Annotated in this window: 21 protein-coding genes and 2 tRNA genes; 14 read left to right on the plus strand and 9 right to left on the minus strand. The window is 37.3% G+C overall.

The window, feature by feature from the left end; all coding sequences use genetic code 11:
- Nucleotides 1-203: 203 nt before the first annotated feature.
- Together ABN236_RS12245 and ABN236_RS12250 are read left to right on the plus strand one after the other, a co-directional pair.
- Nucleotides 204-290, plus strand: a tRNA-Leu gene (locus ABN236_RS12245).
- A 167-nt stretch (nt 291-457) separates the two neighbouring features.
- Nucleotides 458-544 (plus strand) — tRNA-Leu (locus ABN236_RS12250).
- Nucleotides 545-604: 60 nt separating this feature from the next.
- On the opposite strand, the gene ABN236_RS12255 is transcribed toward ABN236_RS12250, so the two are convergent.
- The 3 genes from ABN236_RS12255 to copM all read right to left on the minus strand — a co-directional run bounded on the left by ABN236_RS12255 (nt 605) and on the right by copM (nt 3,446).
- A complete protein-coding gene (locus ABN236_RS12255) occupies nt 605-1,774 on the minus strand; it encodes an iron-containing alcohol dehydrogenase (protein ID WP_088495341.1) in 1,170 nt (389 codons plus the stop codon).
- 228 nt (nt 1,775-2,002) lie between these two features.
- Nucleotides 2,003-2,914: an AraC family transcriptional regulator gene (locus ABN236_RS12260; protein ID WP_088495342.1), complete on the minus strand. Its 912-nt coding sequence runs from the start codon at nt 2,912-2,914 to the stop codon at nt 2,003-2,005.
- Between the two features lie 166 nt (nt 2,915-3,080).
- A complete protein-coding gene (gene copM, locus ABN236_RS12265) occupies nt 3,081-3,446 on the minus strand; it encodes a CopM family metallochaperone (protein WP_349474102.1) in 366 nt (121 codons plus the stop codon).
- Between the two features lie 286 nt (nt 3,447-3,732).
- Between copM and ABN236_RS12270 the strand changes: the two genes are divergently transcribed.
- From ABN236_RS12270 to ABN236_RS12290, 5 genes are all read left to right on the plus strand, one after another.
- Nucleotides 3,733-4,518: a class I SAM-dependent methyltransferase gene (locus tag ABN236_RS12270; RefSeq protein WP_349474103.1), complete on the plus strand. Its 786-nt coding sequence runs from the start codon at nt 3,733-3,735 to the stop codon at nt 4,516-4,518.
- A gap of 212 nt (nt 4,519-4,730) precedes the next feature.
- A complete protein-coding gene (locus ABN236_RS12275; RefSeq protein ID WP_349474104.1) occupies nt 4,731-5,150 on the plus strand; it encodes a hypothetical protein in 420 nt (139 codons plus the stop codon).
- Nucleotides 5,151-5,611: 461 nt separating this feature from the next.
- Nucleotides 5,612-6,841, plus strand: coding sequence for a sugar transporter (locus ABN236_RS12280; protein WP_088496021.1), 1,230 nt, complete (start codon nt 5,612-5,614; stop codon nt 6,839-6,841).
- Between the two features lie 133 nt (nt 6,842-6,974).
- On the plus strand, nt 6,975-7,307 hold the full coding sequence (locus tag ABN236_RS12285; protein ID WP_194950653.1) for an SMR family transporter: 333 nt from the start codon (nt 6,975-6,977) through the stop codon (nt 7,305-7,307).
- 33 nt (nt 7,308-7,340) lie between these two features.
- Entirely contained in the window at nt 7,341-7,649 is a 309-nt protein-coding gene (locus ABN236_RS12290; RefSeq protein WP_349474105.1) for a putative hemolysin, read from the plus strand.
- Between the two features lie 84 nt (nt 7,650-7,733).
- On the opposite strand, the gene dsbB is transcribed toward ABN236_RS12290, so the two are convergent.
- Nucleotides 7,734-8,258 (minus strand): disulfide bond formation protein DsbB, encoded by a 525-nt coding sequence (gene dsbB, locus ABN236_RS12295; RefSeq protein ID WP_088495347.1) that lies wholly within the window; start codon nt 8,256-8,258, stop codon nt 7,734-7,736.
- Between the two features lie 178 nt (nt 8,259-8,436).
- Complete coding sequence (gene nhaB / locus ABN236_RS12300; RefSeq protein WP_088495348.1) at nt 8,437-9,981, minus strand: sodium/proton antiporter NhaB; 1,545 nt, start codon at nt 9,979-9,981, stop codon at nt 8,437-8,439.
- Nucleotides 9,982-10,214: 233 nt separating this feature from the next.
- On the opposite strand from nhaB, the gene fadR reads away from it, so the two are divergent.
- From fadR to ABN236_RS12325, 5 genes are all read left to right on the plus strand, one after another.
- Complete coding sequence (gene fadR, locus ABN236_RS12305) at nt 10,215-10,934, plus strand: fatty acid metabolism transcriptional regulator FadR (RefSeq protein ID WP_088495349.1); 720 nt, start codon at nt 10,215-10,217, stop codon at nt 10,932-10,934.
- Between the two features lie 477 nt (nt 10,935-11,411).
- The gene (locus ABN236_RS12310; protein WP_349474106.1) at nt 11,412-12,716 is read left to right on the plus strand and encodes a D-amino acid dehydrogenase; all 1,305 of its coding nucleotides are present in this window, start codon (nt 11,412-11,414) and stop codon (nt 12,714-12,716) included.
- 13 nt (nt 12,717-12,729) lie between these two features.
- Nucleotides 12,730-13,842 (plus strand): alanine racemase, encoded by a 1,113-nt coding sequence (gene alr / locus ABN236_RS12315; protein WP_349474107.1) that lies wholly within the window; start codon nt 12,730-12,732, stop codon nt 13,840-13,842.
- Between the two features lie 49 nt (nt 13,843-13,891).
- Nucleotides 13,892-16,195 carry a carbamoyltransferase HypF gene (hypF, locus tag ABN236_RS12320; RefSeq protein ID WP_349474108.1) on the plus strand — a complete coding sequence of 768 codons (2,304 nt, stop codon included), beginning with the start codon at nt 13,892-13,894 and terminating at the stop codon, nt 16,193-16,195.
- Nucleotides 16,196-16,289: 94 nt separating this feature from the next.
- Nucleotides 16,290-17,042 carry a MipA/OmpV family protein gene (locus ABN236_RS12325; protein ID WP_194950648.1) on the plus strand — a complete coding sequence of 251 codons (753 nt, stop codon included), beginning with the start codon at nt 16,290-16,292 and terminating at the stop codon, nt 17,040-17,042.
- A gap of 100 nt (nt 17,043-17,142) precedes the next feature.
- Here ABN236_RS12325 and ABN236_RS12330 read toward each other — a convergent pair whose 3' ends face one another.
- Nucleotides 17,143-18,027 (minus strand): D-hexose-6-phosphate mutarotase, encoded by an 885-nt coding sequence (locus tag ABN236_RS12330; RefSeq protein WP_088495354.1) that lies wholly within the window; start codon nt 18,025-18,027, stop codon nt 17,143-17,145.
- A 114-nt stretch (nt 18,028-18,141) separates the two neighbouring features.
- A complete protein-coding gene (gapA, locus tag ABN236_RS12335; protein WP_023581959.1) occupies nt 18,142-19,137 on the minus strand; it encodes a glyceraldehyde-3-phosphate dehydrogenase in 996 nt (331 codons plus the stop codon).
- Nucleotides 19,138-19,480: 343 nt separating this feature from the next.
- On the opposite strand from gapA, the gene msrB reads away from it, so the two are divergent.
- Nucleotides 19,481-19,918, plus strand: a complete 438-nt coding sequence (gene msrB / locus ABN236_RS12340) for a peptide-methionine (R)-S-oxide reductase MsrB (protein ID WP_109393925.1) — start codon at nt 19,481-19,483, stop codon at nt 19,916-19,918.
- 81 nt (nt 19,919-19,999) lie between these two features.
- Entirely contained in the window at nt 20,000-20,281 is a 282-nt protein-coding gene (locus ABN236_RS12345) for a YeaC family protein (protein ID WP_036912841.1), read from the plus strand.
- 107 nt (nt 20,282-20,388) lie between these two features.
- Here ABN236_RS12345 and pncA read toward each other — a convergent pair whose 3' ends face one another.
- Together pncA and ansA are read right to left on the minus strand one after the other, a co-directional pair.
- A complete protein-coding gene (pncA, locus tag ABN236_RS12350; RefSeq protein WP_270753475.1) occupies nt 20,389-21,033 on the minus strand; it encodes a bifunctional nicotinamidase/pyrazinamidase in 645 nt (214 codons plus the stop codon).
- 22 nt (nt 21,034-21,055) lie between these two features.
- The gene (gene ansA / locus ABN236_RS12355) at nt 21,056-22,078 is read right to left on the minus strand and encodes an asparaginase (RefSeq protein WP_088495357.1); all 1,023 of its coding nucleotides are present in this window, start codon (nt 22,076-22,078) and stop codon (nt 21,056-21,058) included.
- Nucleotides 22,079-22,118 lie beyond the last annotated feature (40 nt).

Consider the following 22,118-nt stretch of genomic DNA (forward strand, 5'->3'; position numbering starts at 1 on the left):
GAAATCGGTAGACACAAGGGATTTAAAATCCCTCGGCTGTAAGGCTGTGCGGGTTCAAGTCCCGCCCTGGGCACCATCTCTTTTAGATTAAGAGTTTGGTGCAAAAAAAGTCCATTGTGAATGGCATTGGGAAGTAAGTAATAAGTCGTCCATACCAGTATTTTTCTTAGTAGTAAGAATTTACGGACGCACCACAGAATTTAGCCCAGGTGGTGAAATCGGTAGACACAAGGGATTTAAAATCCCTCGGCTGTAAGGCTGTGCGGGTTCAAGTCCCGCCCTGGGCACCATATAAATACGGACCTTAACTTAGGTCCGTTTTTTCTTCCACTAGCAACCAAGTTGGTGAGAGAAGCGTAAAAAACTAAAGTTAGCTTAGAAGTAAATGCTTTAAATTTATTTGTTATCTATCTTGTTTGATAAACGGATGTTAAGCGTAACAAGTAAATACAATTTAGCCCAGGTGGTGAAATCGGTAGACACAAGGGATTTAAAATCCCTCGGCTGTAAGGCTGTGCGGGTTCAAGTCCCGCCCTGGGCACCATATAAAGAAGCGGACCTCATTGAGGTCCGTTTTTTTTATCTATTTAATACTAGAATGGTATTAAAAACATGCTTCCAAAATATCGAGCACATCTTTAGTTGTTAGCTTTTTATAGCCTCTACCAATAATTGTGGTTGATTGTGCAATCTCAGGAAGCATCTCTCTTGTTGCACCTAAGTCTTCTAATGAAGTCACAATACCGCATTCTTTTGTGAAATGTTCCAGTGCATCAATACCTTCAAGCGCAATTTGATCTTGTGTTTTACCTTCAGTAGAAATTCCCCATACTTGAGTGGCAAAGCGTACAAATTTCTCGATACCAAATTTATAGATAAAACGATAATAAGGTAGAGAAATTGCAGCAAGTCCCATTCCATGAGCACAGTCTGTATAGGCTCCTAATTGATGCTCAATCATGTGAACTTGCCAATCTTGCGTTTTTGATAATCCTGTGAGGGTATTTAATGCAAGTGTTGCATTCCACATAAGATTACTTCTTGCTTCGTAATCACTTGGATTTTTAAGTGCAACACGTAAATTATCAATCGAAGATTTTAATAAACTTTCAATTAAATAATCCGTTGTGTTTGCACCTTGATCAGAAAAGTATTGCTCCATCAAATGAGACATCGTGTCAAAAACACCACTCACCATCTGATATTGAGAAACTGTAAAGGTATATTCTGGATTTAAAATTGAAAATTTAGGGAATATATTGGCAGGAAAAACACGCCCAATTTTATATTTAGTCTCTTCATGGGTAATGACTGAGCCACCATTCATTTCAGAGCCTGTGCCTACCATGGTAAGAATTGATGCGACAGGAACAATTTTATTTGTCACATCTTGATATTCAACCCAGTATTTTTGAAAAGGATCTTCATTTTCACAATAAGCAGAAACAGAGATGCCTTTTGCACAATCAATAACAGAGCCACCACCGACCGCTAATATTAAGCTGACATTATGTTCACGTACTAATTGAGCACCTTCCATCATTTTCGCATAGGTTGGATTGGGCATAACGCCAGATAACTCAACTACCTTTTTTCCTGCATGTTTAAGTATTGCCATGACTTCGTCATAAAGGCCATTAGATTTGATAGCGTTACGGCCATACATCAGCATGATGGTTTCGCCATAATGTGATAATTCATCATTTAATTTAGCAAGAGAGTTCTTACCAAAATGAATGGTGGTTGGATTATAGTAAGAGAAATCGAGTTGCATTTTGAGATCCTATTGCCAGATTAAAGATTATCTAATTGAAGTCGATTGTATTTTTTAATTTCAAATAAGATAGGAATGGATTATTTGTTGAGGAGAATGCTATCGCTTTCCCATTTAGAAATGAATGTCTGATCTTCTTAGTCTCTTGCCTATTTTTCCAAAAAACTAAAATGATGATTGTGAATAATATAAGTTAGATAAGAGAGAGAATAAGAGAGTTTATAACGGTTAAATACGATCTGTTTCTTTAAGCATCTTAATATCGGTTGCTGGTGGAGCCCCGAATAATCGGCTATATTCACGACTAAATTGAGAAGGGCTTTCATAACCAACTCGGAAAGTGGTTGTCATTGCTCCTAAATTTTCAGTTAACATCAATCGACGGGCTTCACTGAGTCGTAATTTTTTTTGGAATTGAAGCGGAGTCATTGATGTCATCGTTTTAAAATGAGTATAAAAAGCAGATTTACTCATTCCTGAACATGAAGCCAATTCATTGATGTTTAATGGTTTTATATAATTACTTTTTAGCCAATCAATGGCTTTAGCTATTTGATGACTATGGCTACCCGCAGTAACGATTTGATTCAAACGTTCACCTTGTTCTGTAACCAGTAGACGATAGAAAATTTCACGTTTGATCCCTGGAGCAAGGATTTTAATGCTATCAGGTTCATCAAGAAGAGTGAGCAAGCGAATAAATGCATTGACTAAAGGCTCTGATAATTCACCGATTGCAATGCCTTTTTGGGCATTTGAATCTGGATTAAATGTTAATTCACTATCAACGATGAGTTGGGATATTTCTTGCAGATCTAACTCCATAACTAGCCCTAAAAACGGTTTCTCGTTGCTGGCTTTCATAATATTTGCCATAACAGGGAGTTCTATTGAAGAAATTAAAAAATGGTTGGCATCGTAAATAAAGCTCTCTTCTCCTAAGATCACTCTTTTTTCACCTTGGGCAATTAAACAGATCCCCGATTTGTGAGTATGGCTGGTAATTGGTGTAGGAGAAGTCCAGTGTGTTAGCGTTAATCCCGGAATTTGAGTTTCAAATTGATTAGTATCGTGAGTCCATTTTTCAATCTGCATGGCGAGTTTTTGAGTTAATAACGCCATGTTTTCTAATTTATTCATATGGACTCCATACGGGATAAAGTGATTAATGTTGTGGTAATTGCAAAATTATAATGTATGAGATGAAGATTAGAAAATTATTTGATTTATCTTTAATAGGAATTTGGAAGGGAAAAACAAAAAATGAGGTAGGCTGTGCTTAATAAATCACAGCCTTATAAATTTATTATTTATTGGTTCTGTTTTTTTCTAACCATTTTTGCATTTGTTCTATTTCAGGACCTTGCGCATCAATAATAGCTTGAGCTAGTTTACGCATTTCAGGATCAGTACCATATTTCAACTCAATTTTAGCCATATCAATAGCGCCTAAATGGTGGGCAATCATGCCATCAGCAAAAGCAACATCTGCATTATCAGTGTTCATTCCTTTTGCCATATCAACATGCATTTTATTCATAGATTCATTGAGCTCTTTTTGCATAGGAGAGCTATTGTGTGATGCATCCATATTCATATGTGTATTGTTTGCCATTGCACCAAAAGAGATTGCGCTCATTAAAATAACAGCAGCAGGTAAAATCTTTTTCATAACAGTTTCCTTGGATTTATCGTGAAATTGTTATCACTCTAAAGATTCCCCCTAGGGGAAGGTCAATGTTGTTATTCAAAGTTTAATGTTCTTTACCTTTAATGACGTAATTACAGAATGGCTTTTTAACCTATTTTGTTTCAATTGGTTATATACCAATATCTAATTTTATACCTCTTTGTATGCTCGGAATTTCTTTATAAAAAAAGAAAAGTAATGATAACTATTCCCATTAAATCTATTTTGCTATAAAGTTGTATTAACAATGCAACTTTAAGGTGACTATATGGATAATCAAACTACAACGCAATCTATGTCTCAAGGATCGTCAAAAGCAGGGCATACCTTCTTAGCGAGTTTAGGGAAAACACGTTTAAGACCGGGCGGCGTAGAGGCATCTGATTGGTTAATTAATAATGCACAGTTTACATCCTCAAGCCATGTTCTTGAGATTGCTTGCAATATGGCGACAACATCAATCGAGATTGCCAAGAAATACGGTTGTCATATTATTGCTATCGATATGGATGATAATGCTTTGTCTCATGCACAAAAAAATGTTGATAATGCGCAGTTATCACATTTGATCCAATTAACAAAAGCAAATGCATTATCTTTACCTTTTCCTGATAATACTTTTGATATTGTTATAAATGAAGCAATGTTGACAATGTATGCAGATAAAGCCAAAGCAAAGTTAGTAAAAGAGTATTACCGTGTTTTAAAACCCGGTGGTTTGTTATTAACTCACGATATTATGAAAAAAAATGATGATGTTAATAGAGATAAATTAATCGGTGTAGTGAAATCAAATGTAGCACCCATGTTTAAGCAAGAGTGGCATGACTTATTTATTAATATTGGTTTTTCAGAAGTAAAAATAAAATCGGGTAACATGAGTTTAATGTCACCTGTTGGTTTAATTCGTGATGAAGGCTTATTTGGAACCGCAAAGATAATTAAGAATGGATTGGTAAATAAGCAAAATAGACCACGATTCTTATCAATGTTCCGTTTTTTTAGAGAGAATCGACATGTGTTAAATTATATTGCATGTTGCTCTAAAAAATAATTTAATCAAGAAAAATTTATGTATTATTTAATGGCACCTAAGTAGAACTAGGTGCTTATTTTTTTATAAATAAGAATAAATAGAACTGTATACCACCGTAATAAAATGTAAAAAATAAAAAGAATCGTAATCCAGATTGAACCTGATTTATTTTAACTATATATATTAAAAAGAAATATTAAAACAGATGTGATTTATATGTGGGGTTTAATATGAAACAGATACTTATTATTGCAGGAGGGATATTATCGCTAACTATTATGCTGGCTATTCTTGCCGCTATTTTAATAGTGTCTGTCGTTAAAGATAATACTGCTGAGTTTTGGAATGAAAGTCGCGAAGTGATTGAAAGTTCGTCATCAACAGTACGTGAAACCCTTTCTAGCGTAGGAGCAAAACGCGATACGCTTATGGCTATTTATCAATCTAAAGATAACAATGGAAGTTGTCAGCAGTTAGCTGAAAAGCTAAATAATGTTGAAAAAGCACTTTCTAATGGAAATTTAATATTACCACGACCTGCAAAAGAACAAATTTCAACTATTAAAAATGCTTTTGATGGTTCAACATCACCCACGAAAAACATTGCTTGCGAGCAGGCACTTCAAGTTATTAATGACTTGAGTCAGTAATCTTAAGATTCTTTCTATTTTCATTTATCTTTTGTCCAACAGTAAGATTATTTCCAGCTATTAAATTAATATCTCTTAACTTAATTCAATGAATCTACAATATATTTCTCTTGAAAAGAGTATATTCTTATTCTTCAACATAAAGTAGTGATAGGTCATTTATATCTACAATCTCTCTATTGGAAGATTATGTTAACGTTAAAAAGAAGTTGCCAAGGGGATTTAAAATCGCGATATGAATATGCTAAAATTGATAGCTGATTCGCTTTAGCAATGAAGTTTAGTGATAATTTGGTTTATTTTTTGTTTCTAATGAAATGCATTTTTATCTTTATGCCATTTTTTACTTTCAATCTAATAAATCTATTTTTATCACAAGTGAGAAAAGCAAATCAGACAAAAGCTTCTATAAAAAAGCATGGCATATATATCAATATAATTTAAGAAAACATCAATTAATTATGAATATCGCAGCATCAAACGTAAATGAAGTTAGCCGTCAAACTGCATGGATCAGAGTAATAATATTATCATTCGCGGCTTTCGTTTTTAATACAACAGAATTTGTTCCTGTTGCACTGTTAAGTGATATTTCTGAAAGCTTCGGTATGATCCCTGCTCAAACAGGTTTAATGATCACAATATATGCTTGGGTTGTGGCTTTAATGTCTTTGCCTTTAATGATAATGACAAGCAAAGTTGAGCGACGTAAGTTACTTATTATTTTATTTATTATCTTTATTTTAAGTCATATTTTATCTGGCGTAGCATGGGATTTTAAATCACTGATAGCAGGTCGTATTGGCGTTGCTTTCTCTCATGCAGTGTTTTGGTCGATTACCGCATCACTGGCTATTAGAGTGGCACCTCCTGGTAAACGAGCTCAGGCATTAGGATTATTAGCAACAGGAACTGCATTAGCTACGGTTCTTGGCTTACCTATTGGGCGTGTCGTTGGACAATGGTTAGGATGGCGTGCAACCTTTATGGGAATTGGTGTTTTAGCTTTAATTACCATGTTTGCATTAATGCGTTATTTACCTTTATTACCGAGTGAGCATTCGGGATCATTAAAAAGTGTGCCTGTGTTATTAAAACGTGGCCCATTAATGGGGATTTTTCTGTTAACCGTCATCGCGGTTACTGCACATTTTACTGCTTATAGTTATATAGAGCCTTTTGTTATTGATATTGCAAAATTAGATCAAAACTTTGCTACGTTAGTTTTACTTATTTTTGGTGGTGCTGGCATTATTGGTAGTGTGTTATTTAGTCGTTACAGTGCCAAGATGCCAACATCATTTTTATTCTTTGCACTAATTTTACTTACTGCTTGCTTAAGTTTATTAATGATAAGTAGCCAAAATTTAACGACATTCATTGTGTTGATTATATTTTGGGGAATTGGCTTTATGTGTATCGGCCTTGGTATGCAAGTTAAAGTGATTGATTTAGCTCCCGATGCAACAGATATTGCGATGTCTATTTACTCCGGTATTTTTAATATCGGTATTGGCGCAGGAGCATTGATTGGTAATCAAGTTATCTTACATGCTGGCATGACAAACCTTGGCTATGCAGGAACAATATTAAGTGTTATCGCAGTTATTTGGTGTGGTTTTATCTTTAATCGCTATCGTGTTTCGATGGGTGGAGAGCCGCGTCAAAAGAATCAACTTCATCAACACTAAATAAGTATTTCCACGATATAAAGGCATCTATTCAATATGAAAGATGCCTTTTTTATTTGTTGTGGTGAATATCCTTAATCTCGCTTGTGATAGAATTCACAAAATTGACTTTGTATAGGATTAAGGCGAAAAAATGAATGGATTAACTTACCTAATGTTGGCAATTATATCTGAAGTGATTGCGACAACAATGCTAAAAGCTTCTGATGGTTTTAGCCGATTATATCCATCTATTGTGGTCGTCATTGGTTACTGTTTTTCTTTTTGGGCACTTTCTCAAGTGGTAAGAGTTATGCCATTAGGTATTGCTTATGCAATATGGAGTGGATTAGGGATAGTTTTAGTTTCTGTTGCGGCTGTATTTCTCTATCAACAAAAACTTGATTTACCTGCCATTATTGGTATGGCTTTAATTATTGCTGGTGTTTTAGTTATAAATCTACTTTCAAAAAGTGCTTCACACTAATAGGAATAACTGGAAGAAATTAGGGTGTCTTTGATGCAAAAGAAATTTAAAACAGCTTGTTATCTATTTATGTTAACTAGCTTTGCTTTTATTGCAGGATGCAGTAATTCAGCGCAGACACAATATTCATCTACACAAGTGGTTAGTAAAAGTCGAATAATACCGACAACCAGTCTTGATATTCCCTTAGATGAATCAGCCAAGGCAACCTGTGTCTTTTCAGGTGGTGTGCCTTCTTTAAACTATGAATTACATGGTGGTCAGACACCAGTGTGTCAATTTGCTAATGGCAAGCGTTGTAGTGAACAAGCTTTAATTGAAGGGGCTTGTATTCCAGGTTAAAGCTTATTGTTGGTTGAATATTTAATCACCAAATTTTTATTATAAAAATAGCCCTTAGTTTATCGCTAAGGGCTATTTTCTTTTTTATTCTTTTGTTTTAAAAGAACTTGTTATTTGGCTCATTAATACTAATAAACCTACAACAAAATAAGCAGAGAAAATAATAAGCATCCATTGTGGCATTTCTAAAGTTAAAAATTGCCATTGGCTGACAGAGCAATCACCAGTTGCTTGGAATACAGCAGGGAACCAATCTTGCAGAGCAAACCAAGAGGGTAAAGTGACAAAAAAGTCACAGGTTGCAAAAGGGGATGGATTCAGAATAAGTTGTGTATGTTCCCAAGAGAGTTCTATTCCTCGGTATGCGGAATAAATCCATAAGAAACCACCCGCCATACGCATAAGCGCCATTTTAGGTGCGGTAGCCCCAATCAATGCAGCAACTAATATACCCAATACTGCGATGCGTTGATAAACACACATTACACAAGGCATTAATTCCATTCCGTACTGAAAATACAATGCAGCACCTTCAAGACCTATTGCTGTTAATGCAAGCAATAGCCATGAAAAACGGCTTTGTGACCAGTGACGAAGAGAAGTCAGCATAATAATATCCATTTAAATATTAAATAAAATAAGTGTATATTCTGCCCAAAAATTAAGCTCAAAAAAAGTTAAAATCCGTTATTTCACAAATATTTACATTCAAGCTTCATTTGAAGAAGAAAATAGGACTTTTATCAAATAAAAGTCCTATTAATGTGGTGTAACTGTGGATCTATTGTTATGGAATAGCAACTAAACCAATTTCATAGAACCAATGTGTTGCAGGAACAAGCCAAAATTCAACAGCCACTAAACCAAGTAATGTCATTACAATCGTGTATGGCAGTGCCATTATCACCATTCGACCATATGATAAACGGATGAGTGGTGATAGTGCCGATGTTAATAAGAACAGGAATGCCGCTTGACCATTTGGAGTCGCAACAGAAGGTAAGTTTGTACCTGTATTAATAGCAACACCAATATGCTCATATTGTGATTGGCTAATTAATCCGTCTTGCAATGCGGTTAACGCTTCACTGATATAAACCGTACCCACAAACACATTATCTGAAATAGCAGATAGTAAACCATTAAAGAGATAAAAAAGAGACAGTTGTGAGGATTCTGAAGCTTGAAGAACAAACTGAATAATAGGGCCAAATAACTGTTGGTCAATAATAACGGCAACGATAGAAAAGAATACGGTCAATAACGCAGTGAAAGGTAAAGCTTCTTCAAATGCTTTACCAAGAGCATGTTCTTCTGTGATCCCACAAAATGCAGTGGCAAGAATAATAACAGATAACCCGATAATACCGACTTCTGCTAAATGGAGCGCTAAAGCAACAATCAACCAAATACCAATTAATGCTTGGATCATCAGTTGAGCTTTTTCTTGAGAAGTACGTTTTTCACTGTTTTTCTTGTCGTATTCAGTGAGAACTTTACGAACTAAATCAGGTAATTCGGCACCATAACCAAAGAGCTTAAAGCGTTCTACAAAGTAGCACACTGCAAGGCCCGCGAAGAAAACAGGAATAGTGACTGGTGACATTCTGATAAAAAAGGTCACAAAATCCCATTCTAAATGTTTTGCAATAATCAGGTTTTGTGGTTCACCCACCATGGTCATTACGCCACCTAACGCAGTACCGACACCAGCATGCATCATTAAGCTACGTAAAAAGGCACGGAATTGTTCTAAAGTTTGTTTTTTCTCTGCGGTATCAATAAATCCATCATTACTTAATTCTGCACCTGATTGATTAGAGGCAAAATTATGATAAATAGAGTAGAAACCGAGAGAGACACTGATTACAACTGCGATTACGGTTAAAGCATCTAAAAAGGCAGATAAAAATGCACTTGCGAAGCAAAAGGCAATAGATAACATTCGTTTAGAACGAATGGATAACAGCAGTTTAGTAAAAGCAAACAGTAATAATTGCTTCATAAAATAGATACCTGCAACCATAAAGACAAGAAGTAAAATCACTTCAAGGTTGTTGGCAATTTCATGACCAATCTGTTTTGGGCTAGTCATACCAATGATGACGGCCTCAATAGCAAGTAATCCTCCGGGTTGTAACGGGTAACACTTTAGCGCCATAGCCAGCGTAAAAATAAATTCTACAACTAATAGCCAGCCGGCGACAAAAGGGTCAACAAAGAAAAAAATCAGTGGGTTGATAATTAAAAAAGTAAGAATAGCAAGCTTATACCAATCTGGGGAATTCCCCATAAAGTTCTTTAGTAGTGCTTGTCTTATACTCATATCCATTAGGTTTCTCATCCTCCAAATAGAGATTTTAAGCGCAATGATGCGCAATTTAACCATAGTACGCGCTAATCGCTGTGAAATTAAGCGCCTTAGTAATAATAAATTGATAAAACTACATCAAGTTTTATGATGCCATTCACTATTTAATGATGGTTGAGCTATATCAAAATTATGCATTCTGATATTATCTTTTCCATTATTAGCAGAAAAATCGCTTCGGAAGAAATAAAAATATGGTTATTAAGGCTCAAAGCCCCGCAGGTTTTGCGGAAGAGTATATTGTTGAAAGCATCTGGAATAATCGTTTTCCTCCTGGATCTATTCTTCCAGCGGAACGTGAGCTCTCTGAATTAATCGGTGTCACAAGAACCACATTAAGAGAAGTGTTACAACGTCTAGCTCGTGATGGTTGGCTGACTATTCAACACGGAAAGCCAACGAAGGTAAACAATTTCTGGGAAACATCGGGCCTTAATATCCTTGAAACAGTTGCTCGTCTTGATCATGATCGAGTACCACAGTTAATAGATAATTTATTGGCGGTTAGAACCAATATCTCAGCTATTTTTATACGTACAGCATTTAGAAATAGTCCTGAAAAATGTATTGAAGTTTTAAACCATGAGCTTACTACTGAAAATAGTGCTGATGAGTTTAGTGAACTGGACTACAATATTTTCCGTGGATTGGCGTTTGCGTCAGGTAATCCAATTTATGGTCTTATCTTAAATGGCTTAAAAGGGCTTTATACGCGCGTAGGCCGTTATTATTTCTCAAATATTCAAGCCAAAGAACTCGCGTTAGCATTCTATAAAAAACTGGCTGCATTATGTGAGCAAAAAGATGTCGAGCATGTCATGGACTGCGTCCGTCAATATGGTAAAGACAGTGGTATTATCTGGCAAAGTTTACAGTCACCACTACCTAGTGATCTAGAAGAAGTAAAACGCTAATTACGTTTACTGCTTTATCACAATAGAAAAAAACCAGTATTCATATAATTTGTGATACTGGTTTTTTTATACTTTTAAAAAGCTAAAAAGTGTCATTTTTTAGGCAATGCTTTAAATTGGTTATTTTTAGTAAAAAGAGCAACCAAAGTGAGTTAATTAAAGAATTATCATCTTAATTGGTGTGTATTTTTGGATTTTAATAAAGCCTCAATTTCCTTTTCTTACGCCTTAAACTCTCTTCAATTTTAAATAATTTACTAATCAATATTATTATAATTTATGGTTAAAATTATATCTCGTTGATTTTATGCGTTAATTTAATAATTATTTTTGAAAATCACTTGTTGAATAGCAATCAAATGTGACTCAACTCTAAAATTTGCTTTTTTATTAGTCTAGATGATTATTCTATATTGGCTTTTTGTGTATGGAATATTATTCTTATGTTATATCAATGTAAATTATTGGAGTCTTGCCATGAAAGTGATCATCTTAGGTGGCGGCGTTATTGGTGTAACAAGTGCGTGGTATCTTGTACAACAAGGCCATGAAGTCATTGTTGTTGATAGACAAAGCAGTGCAGCAGAAGAGACTAGCGCTGGTAATGCAGGTCAAATATCTCCGGGATATGCAACGCCTTGGGGAGCGCCGGGTATTCCATTAAAAGCCGTTAAATGGATGTTCCAAAAGCATGCACCCTTAGCGATTAAACCTGATGGCTCACTTTTCCAGTTACGTTGGATGTGGCAAATGTTACGTAATTGTGATGCTTCACATTACACCATGAATAAAAGCCGTATGGTGCGTATTGCTGAATATAGCCGTGATTGCATTCGTCAGTTGCGCCAAGATACCGGTATTGAATATGAAGGGCGTCAAGGTGGAACTCTGCAACTTTTTCGCGATCAAAAGCAATTTGATAATGCAGCCAATGATATTGCTGTCTTAAAGCAAGAGGGCGTTGCTTATGAATTGTTAACTGCGGAACAATTAAAATTAGCAGAGCCAGCGCTTGAGCATGTTAGCCACAAATTAACGGGTGGCTTACGTTTACCGAATGATGAAACGGGCGATTGCCAAACTTTTACGAAAAAACTCGCTAAAATGGCTGAAGATGCGGGTGTTACGTTCCTATTTAACAAAGAAATCAAACATTTATTATTTGATGGTGATAAAGTAGCGGGCGTTCAATGCCATGATGGATTATTAACAGCCGATCACTATGTTGTTGCCATGGGCTCTTACTCAACAGAGTTTTTGAAAAACAAAGTCGCTATTCCGGTTTATCCTCTTAAAGGTTATTCACTTACGATGCCGATTATTGATGCTTCAAGAGCACCAATGTCCACGATTTTAGATGAAACTTATAAAATTGCGGTAACGCGTTTTGATGAGCGAATTCGTGTCGGCGGAATGGCAGAAGTTGTTGGTTTTAATCTGGATATTTTAAAATCGCGCTGTGAAACATTAAAAATGGTTGTACAAGATCTCTATCAAGGTGGTGGTGATATTGAGAAAGCCACATTTTGGACGGGTTTAAGACCTATGACACCTGATGGTACACCTATTGTAGGGCCTACGGCTTATCGCAATTTATCATTAAATACAGGGCATGGCACATTAGGTTGGACAATGGCTTGTGGCTCTGGGCAACTATTAGCTGATTTAATTTCAGGAAATAAACCTGCTATTGCTGCCGATGATTTATCTGTGTTTCGCTATATCGATGGCTTTAATACTAAATTGCTCTTACCGGGGCAGAAACTTGATGCAGCTTATTAATTGAGGAAGATCCATGTCCAGACCCACAAAAGTAACCATTAACCTCGATGCATTAAGCCATAATCTGTCTGTTATTAAAGAGAGAGTCAAAGGCAGTAAAGTGTGGTCTGTTGTGAAAGCAGATGCTTATGGACATGGATTATCCTGTGTTTGGCCAGCATTGAGTCATACTGATGGCTTTGCATTAATTGAGTTAGACAAAGCTGTTATGTTAAGAGAGCAGGGATGGGTAGGGCCTATCCTTTTGCTGGAAGGTTTTTTTAAGCCAGATGATGTTTATTTATTAGAACGTTATTCCCTAACGACAGCGATTCATTCTGATTGGCAATTTGACGCTATAGAAAATGCAAAACTAGAAAGGCCCATTAATATCTATCTTAAGCTTAATAGTGGAATGAATCGTCTGGGCTACCGACCAGACGCTTATAAGCAAGCAATTGCTCGTGCAAAAAGTATCAAAAATATTGGTTCTATTATTCAAATGTCGCATTTTGCTAATGCAGATACGGGATTGAATATGGATGCACAAAAAAATGTTATTAATCAAGCTATGGTAAACGAATTACCTCGATGTTTGGCAAATTCAGCCGCAACACTGTTTGAGCCTGAAACTTATCAAGATTGGGTGCGTCCGGGTATTATTTTATATGGTGTTTCGCCTTCAGGTGTTTGGCAAGATATTGCCGATTTCGATTTACAACCCGTAATGACATTTAATAGTGAGATATTAGCTATTCAACAAGTCAAGAAAGGCGAGCAAATAGGCTATGGTAGCCGATATACTGCTGAGCGTGATATGCAGATCGGTGTTGTTGCTTGTGGTTATGCTGATGGCTATCCAAGACATGCGCCAGACGGTACGCCAGTGATTGTTAATGGACATAAAACACAGTTGGTCGGGCGTATTTCTATGGATATGCTAACCGTTGATGTCACGGATTTTCCCGATGTAAGTTACGGTAGTCCGGTTGAATTATGGGGAGAGCAACTCCCTGTTGATGATGTAGCAACAGCATGTGGCACTATTGGTTATGAATTACTGTGTGCAATTGCACCAAGAGTGACTGTTGAAGTAATGATAAATCTACCTAATTCCACTTTTTCTGATCTAAATGAAAGTTGTTGATAATCACTAAACTAGAATAAGCTTAAATTTATTTTGATTTGGTGATCCTATGAGTAACGGCATTGCATTGCGTGTGAAAGGAAAGGTTCAAGGCGTTGGGTTTCGCCCATTTGTTTGGCAACTAGCTCATCGTTTTGGTTTATTAGGGCAAGTAAGCAATGATAGTTTAGGTGTATTGGTGCATTTAACCCCTTCACCTAAAAATGCGCTCTTGATCGAAGCATTAAAAGCAGAATGTCCACCACTAGCACGCATTGAACGAATAGAAGAATCACCCTATCAATGGGAACAGCTACCCACAGACTTTATTATTGTAAAAAGTGGTGGTGGCGAAATGGATACACAAGTTGTCCCTGATGCAACAACTTGCCAAGCTTGTGTTAATGAATTATTTGATCCTCAAAATCGTCGTTATCATTATCCTTTTATCAACTGCACACATTGCGGTCCTCGTTTTACTATCATAAAAAAAATGCCTTATGATAGGCCTTTTACTTCAATGTCTGAGTTTCCATTCTGCCCTGAATGTAAACATGAATATGAAGATCCCGCAGATAGACGGTTTCATGCTCAGCCTAATGCATGTCCTGTCTGTGGGCCTCATATCTGGCTTGCAGATAATCAGGGTAAAGAGTTAGCAATAAAAGAGCTTGCATTAACTCAAGCTTGTGATGCGTTACTTGCTGGAAAGATTGTTGCAGTTAAAGGTATTGGTGGTTTTCATTTAGTATGTGATGCACGCAATAATGAGAGTGTTGCATTATTACGAGAACGAAAATACCGACCTGCGAAGCCACTCGCAGTGATGATCACAGGAATTGATCAAATTAAAGTAGATAAGCAAGATCCTGATTTTCTTCCAACCGCTATCCAAACGTTGCAGAGTACTGCCGCTCCAATTGTATTAGTCTCCAAAACAGTTGCACCTAAACTTGCGGAGCTTATTGCACCAGGATTAACTGAAATTGGTGTTATGTTGCCAGCCAATCCATTGCAACATCTATTAGCGCGTGGCACAAATATTCCACTTGTTATGACATCAGGTAATGCATCAGGTCATACGCCGGCATTAAGTAACGAAGATGCCTTCATACAACTGAAAGATATTGCAGATTTATTCTTAATGCACAATAGAGAGATCATACAAAGAGCTGATGACTCACTTGTTCGCATTGAAGGTAAACAGAGTGTGATGATCAGACGCTCTCGTGGTTATGTCCCAGATGCAATTTCATTACCTGAAGATTTTGGAGCACAACCCTCAGTACTCGCGATGGGAGGCGATCTCAAAAATGTATTTTGCCTATTACGCCAACATCAAGCCATTATGGGGCCTCATTTAGGGGATCTTGATGATTTAAGTGTGCGACAGCAGTTGGTAAAATCGTTGGCTCTCTTTCAGCAAATTTATCGTTTTACACCTAAAGCGATTGCGATAGATGCACATCCTAACTACATTAGCCATCAATTGGGTAAGCAGTTTGCTCAAGAGCAAAATATTCCTGTTATTGAAGTCTCTCATCACCATGCACATATTGTTTCCTGCCTTGCTGAACATGGTCATACACACCAACAAGGTGCTGTCATTGGTATTGCGCTTGATGGATTGGGTTTTGGGCAAGATGGCACGCTATGGGGAGGGGAGTGTCTGCTGGTGGACTATCAAAAATCAGAGCGGATTGGTGGGCTTCCGGCTGTTGCGATGCCCGGAGGTAATCTTGCCTCGATTCAACCTTGGCGAAACTGGTTCGCACATTTAGCTACTTTTTCTAAAGATTGGCAAGGTAGTGTTATCGCCCAAATGGTGCCTAGCAATGATTTGCAGATATTAAGTAAGGCGGTAGAGCGTGGTTTAAATTCACCTAAAGCCTCTTCTTGTGGACGTTTTTTTGATGCGGTTTCAGCATCATTAGGATTAGCCCCTAAAGAGATAAGTTGGGAAGGTGAAGCGGCTTGTTATCTACAAACAGCAGCATTAGCGTGCCATCAAGAAAAACAGGCAGAAATCATTAAGCAATATGGGCATTTAATGCCGGTAAAAAACAGTGTGCTTGATTTGTCGGTTTTTTGGTCGCAGTGGGAAAGTGTAGCGCTGAATGTCAGTGAAAAAGCATGGTTATTTCATTATCTATTAGCTGAAGGTTTAGGCGATATTGCATTGCAATATGCAGATAAATATCAGATTGACACCATTGTACTTACGGGGGGTGTATTAAATAATACATTACTCAAACATATGTTTAAGAAAAAATTAAACAATAAAAAAGTACTCGCCCCTATGATGTTACCAGCCGGAGACGGTGGTATTGCATTAGGGCAAGCACTGATTGCTACACATTTAATGCAAAACTAAAATGATTATAGGTAAAATAATACCAGTTTTAGTTATTTGTGACTGAAATAGGTTTTTGGTTGCTACTTTATTAATGACAATATGGAAAATCATCGTGAGTAATAAGAAGATTATCATTTCTTTAGCCGTTATCGCAGGGCTTAGCACACCAGCAGCATTTGCTGGCGAATGGTCAATAGGTGGTTCAGTTTTAGCGCAAGTTACTCCTTATAAAGGGGCTAAATCAAAAGATTATTTATTACCAGTACCACAAGTTAACTACCAGTCAGAAAACTTCTATTTCGCAACGTTAGCTGCGGGATATTACCTGTGGAATACACCTAAAGATCAACTTTCTGTCGATTTGCACTATTATCCTCAGGCTTATAAACCAAGTGATAGTGACGATGAGCAAATGAAGAAACTGAATCGTCGTCGTGACACCATGATGGGTGGCTTTACTTATAAACACCACGAATCATGGGGTAGTTTAAGAGCAATCGTATCGGGTGATCTGCTAGGCAAAAGTAACGGTATTATCGCTGACGCGGCTTATTTATATCCTTTCGAATTCGGTAACTGGTCTTTACAGCCGGGTGCAGGTGTTGTTTGGGAAAACAAAAAGCAAAACCGTTATGCTTATGGAATTACTCATGCAGAATCACAACGCAGTGGTTTAGCAGAATATACGCCAAATGATAGCTGGAGACCTTATGTTGAACTCTCTGCTAACTATAAATTTGCCGAAAAATGGAATTTCTTTGCAATGGGACGTGTTGACCATTTACCAAGTGAAGTGAAAGACAGCCCAATGGTGAATAAATCTGTTACTGCGATTGTGTGGACAGGTGTGACTTACACATTCTAATTAGCAAAAATCTGACTAAAATTTAGTGAGAACAGTGGTGATAAAAAAAGCTTCGATTCAAATTCGAAGCTTTTTTATTGTGTAAGATGCGAGTAAGGCTTTATTTTTCAGCAATATTCTTACGAACGCGGACTACCAAAGATAAACGGCCGGGATGAACGTTATCTGGTTTTAATGGCTGGTGGATACGAGCAGTTTCTACACAAGCCATCTTACGATAGCCACCTGCACTCATATCTTTCATTGAGCTTGCAAGCTCTGCACCCGGATTCCAACACACGACATCACTATGATGGTAATGGTGAACTTCAATTGTTCGATCCCAACCATCATCATGAATAAGATTAAAATCGTCAGGCTCTGTATAAAGCCTGTCAGTGCGCCCATCAAAGCGTAATGAGGTTTCATCAGTGTAAACCTCTTTATCTGCCACGGTGTCAATGTAGTGGCCTCCTAGGCCGGTTACAGAGACATTATCGATATCACTCACATTAAAATAAGAGTGAAGGGCAGCTGTTGCTTCATAATCACCGTAAGATTCTAATTCAACCTCACAGGTTGCTCCTAATTTAAAACGAGCAATAACAGTAAAGGGATGAGGCCAATATTTTTGCGTTTGTTGACTCTCTTTTAATGTCATGGTGATGAGAACACCGTCATCTTGTTCTGTATGGGCACTAAATTCCCAAGGAAGAATACGTGCAAATCCATGACTTGGTGTACCAGCTGAAGCAAACCAAGGCCAGCAAATAGGAATACCGCCACGAATGGCAACACCCGGCGTGAAAAGAGAGGCTTCGCTTACCCAAAATACAGGATGCTCTTGTGCGGGCTGCCAAGCGATTAAATGTGCGCCTTGAAGGCTGATAGCTGCGCGTACTTTAGGATGTGAAATAACAAGGATAGGGAGTTCGCCTAATTGCCGACGACTTAAGTAAGGTGATATTTGTTCAATAATCGGCAAAGAAAAAATTTTCTCATTCATTATCTTATGACCTTATGTCACTGACTATTTCAATACAATAAACTGACTGGCTAGAAAATAAAAGAGCCACCGAAAAGGTGGCTCTAAAAGAAATCGTGACTTTCTAAACTCTAATTATTTAGAGATATGAGAAATCAGATCCAGAACTTTGTTTGAATAACCAACTTCGTTATCGTACCAAGCAACTAATTTAACAAAGTTGTCGTTCAGAGCGATACCTGCTTTAGCATCAAATACTGAAGTCAGAACTTCACCGTTGAAGTCAGTTGAAACAACTGCATCTTCAGTGTAACCCAGAACGCCTTTCAGTTCGCCTTCAGCTGCTGCTTTGATAGCGTCACAGATTTGAGCGTAAGTTGCTGGTTTTTCCAGACGTGCAGTCAGGTCAACAACAGAAACGTTAGGAGTAGGAACACGGAAAGACATACCAGTCAGTTTGCCGTTCAGTTCAGGGATAACTTTACCTACAGCTTTAGCAGCACCAGTTGATGATGGGATGATGTTTTGAGAAGCACCACGACCACCACGCCAGTCTTTTGCAGATGGACCATCAACAGTACGTTGAGTTGCAGTTGTTGCGTGAACAGTAGTCATCAGACCTTCAACGATACCGAAGTTGTCGTTGATAACTTTAGCTAAAGGCGCTAAGCAGTTAGTAGTACAAGATGCGTTAGAAACGATATCTTGGCCTGCGTATGATTTATGGTTTACGCCCATTACGAACATTGGAGTGCTGTCTTTTGAAGGACCAGTCAGAACAACTTTTTTCGCGCCAGCTTGGATGTGTTTACGAGCAGTTTCGTCAGTTAAGAACAGACCAGTTGCTTCTGCAACAACGTCAGCACCGACTTCGTTCCATTTCAGATTTGCTGGATCTCTTTCTGAAGTTACGCGGATGGTTTTACCATTAACAACGAGGTGGCCATCTTTTACTTCAACAGTACCGTTGAAACGGCCATGAGTTGAATCGTATTTCAGCATGTATGCCATGTAGTCTGCGTCTAACAGATCGTTAATACCTACGATTTCGATATCTGAACGTTCTTGAGCAGCACGGAAAACGATGCGGCCGATACGACCAAAACCATTAATACCTACTTTGATAGTCATATGTATTCCACCAGCTTTAATTTAGTGAATTAAAAAGTTGCTTCTAAAGTTACCAAAACCGCGCCAATCGTCAAGCGGAATCGTGTCAATAATTGCAAAAAATCAATTAAAAAAACACTTTTCGCTTAAGGATTGGTCGTTTTAGCCAAATGTTACGCTGTGTATTATCGGGATCAACGCCGATAAATGAAGTTACCTTTGCTCCGTTATGTGAAATTCATCACATTTCAAAAACTAAAGATTACTCTTGATGATTTTAGACTATATTTTTCAGATTTGTTGTTAAATCTTTGTTATTATTCACTGTTGTTTTAAAAAGCATTTTTCTGGGCAAGAGGTCGATATGGCAGATAATGAAAAGAAAGTGAATATTTCAAGTAATAACAATCACCTTGATTTATCAACACTCAACGAAATGCAACGTTATGTGACGCAACAGCAAGGTACAGAACCTCCGTTTAGTGGTAAATTATTACACAATCGTCAAACAGGGATTTATCACTGTTTATGTTGTTCTGCTCCTTTGTTTTATTCAGAGACAAAATTTGATGCAGGATGTGGTTGGCCTAGCTTTTATCAACCCGTTAGTGATAATGCAATTCGCTATATTGATGATTTTTCTCACAATATGAAAAGAACTGAAATACGTTGCCAGCAATGTGATGCACATTTAGGTCATGTTTTTAATGATGGTCCTGCCCCAACAGGGGAGCGTTATTGTGTTAATTCAGCATCTCTTTCGTTTACGAATAGTGAAACAGGCGAAAAACAAGTCGGTTAATCCAGTTAAATTAACAAAATAATAACAATGGAAAAAACGATTCAGCCATTTCAAATGATTATTTAGCTTATGGAGCAATCAATGGAAGTTAATGAACTTATTTCTATGGTAACCCCTGAAATTTATCAACGTATTTCAACCGCAGTTGAACTAGGTAAATGGCCTGATGGCGTTGCATTGACCGATGAGCAAAAAGAACATTGCATGCAGATTGTTTTATTATGGCAGGCGAAAAATAACCATACACCTGAGCATATGACAGTGGGAACTAATGGGCAAATTACCATGAAGAGCAAACAAGAATTAAAAGCTCAGTTTCAATCTGAACGTTTAGCAACACTAACACCAATGGATGATGACTAAAACGTATGTTGAATGGATAGAATAGAAATAAAAAAGGGGCATTTATTAACCGAACTGGTTAAATATAGCCCCTTTTTTATTTTATGAAGATGAAGAAAATAACGAACCTATTGATTGTTACGATTAAGCCAATGTGCTGAATCAATTAATACCGCACCTTTTGCCTGCATCTCTTCTAGTGCTTTTTCGCTATCATCATCTTGAATATTTACACCACGACAACCGTCTGTAATGACAGTCACTTGATAACCTAACTGTAAAGCATCCAGTACCGTATATTTAACGCAGTAATCCGTAGCAATTCCTAAAATATAAAGATGTTTTATATTCAGTGTCTGCAAAAGAGTGTGCAAGCCCGTCTGATATTCATGGTCGTTATCAAAAAAAGCACTATAACTATCAATAAGACGATTTTGCCCTTTGTAAATAATATGATTAATCAGAGCTTGGTTTAATTCAGGGTGAAATGCAGCACCATAAGAATTTTGTACACAATGCACAGGCCACCAAACTTGTGGTAATCCATTAAGCGTTCCAATTTCCCCTACAACCGTGCCTGAATTTTCAGCAAAGCTAAGATGATCGGCAGGGTGCCAATCTAAACTAGCAATAATGGGATTTTTAGATTGCTTAAAATCAGAAATAAGTTGGTTGGCTGTTTGTATCACTATATCGCTTTCATTAACAGCTAATGCACCACCAGTACAAAAATCGTTTTGTATATCAACCAATAACAGTGCGGAATTTTTCACCAAATTTACCTTTAGATTAAACTTAGTCGTTATCGTCTAATGTCATTTCACCACGAAGGTTTTGTTGCATTAGTCGGCAGATCTCAGTGTAATTATATTGTTGGCTAAGGAGATAATGCAGTTTAGTTAATGTTGCTTCAAATGTCATATCAAAGCCACTGATCACACCCACTTCCGCTAGTGCTTGACCTGTTGCATAACCTTCCATATTCACTCGACCAGAAATACATTGTGTAAGGTTGATAACAACAATACCGCGTTCTGTTGCTTCACGCAGGGTTGAAAGTAGAGCAGGATGCGAGGGCGCATTACCAACACCATAAGAGCGTAATATTAAGGCTTTTACAGGTTGCATCAGGATATTTTTAACAACTTCATCTGAAAGACCCGGGTAAATGGTGACAACACCAATCGGCTGAGGCGTAATATTATGCGCAGTAAATTCCCCATTTCCTTTTGGAAATGAATTAATTTTAAATTGTTTAATATTAATACCTGCTTCTAACAGTGGGGCGCTATTTGGTGATGCAAAGGCATTAAAACCATCAGCATGCGCTTTTACTGTGCGGTTTCCACGATATAGCGTGTTATTAAAAAATAGTGCCACTTCATTAATTGGATGATGTGCGGCGAGGTAAAGCGCATTTAATAGGTTTGTTTGCCCGTCAGAACGTAAGGCTTCTAAAGGAATTTGAGAGCCAGTAACGATAATCGGTTTGCTAAGATTCTCAAACATAAAAGAGAGTGCTGATGCGGTAAATGCCATGGTATCTGTACCATGAAGAATAACGAACCCATCATAATTGTGATAATTTTCATTAATATCATCAGCTATAGATTGCCAATCTTCTGGTGTGATATTTGAAGAATCAATTAAAGGAAGGTGCTCTTTGATTGTGAAATCGGGCATCTCCTCACGGTGGAATTCTGGCATTTTAGCTAATTGGCGTTGTAAATGTCCTGATACAGGAATATAGCCATGTTCAGAATGTTGCATACCAATAGTACCGCCAGTATAAACAACGTAGATTGATTTCTTTTGCATCAGACAAAGCACTCTTATTAAGCTGTGAGAAATACCTGAT

Origin of the sequence: Proteus sp. fly-1013 (assembly GCF_040140245.1) — a bacterium.
Lineage (GTDB): Bacteria > Pseudomonadota > Gammaproteobacteria > Enterobacterales > Enterobacteriaceae > Proteus > Proteus mirabilis_B.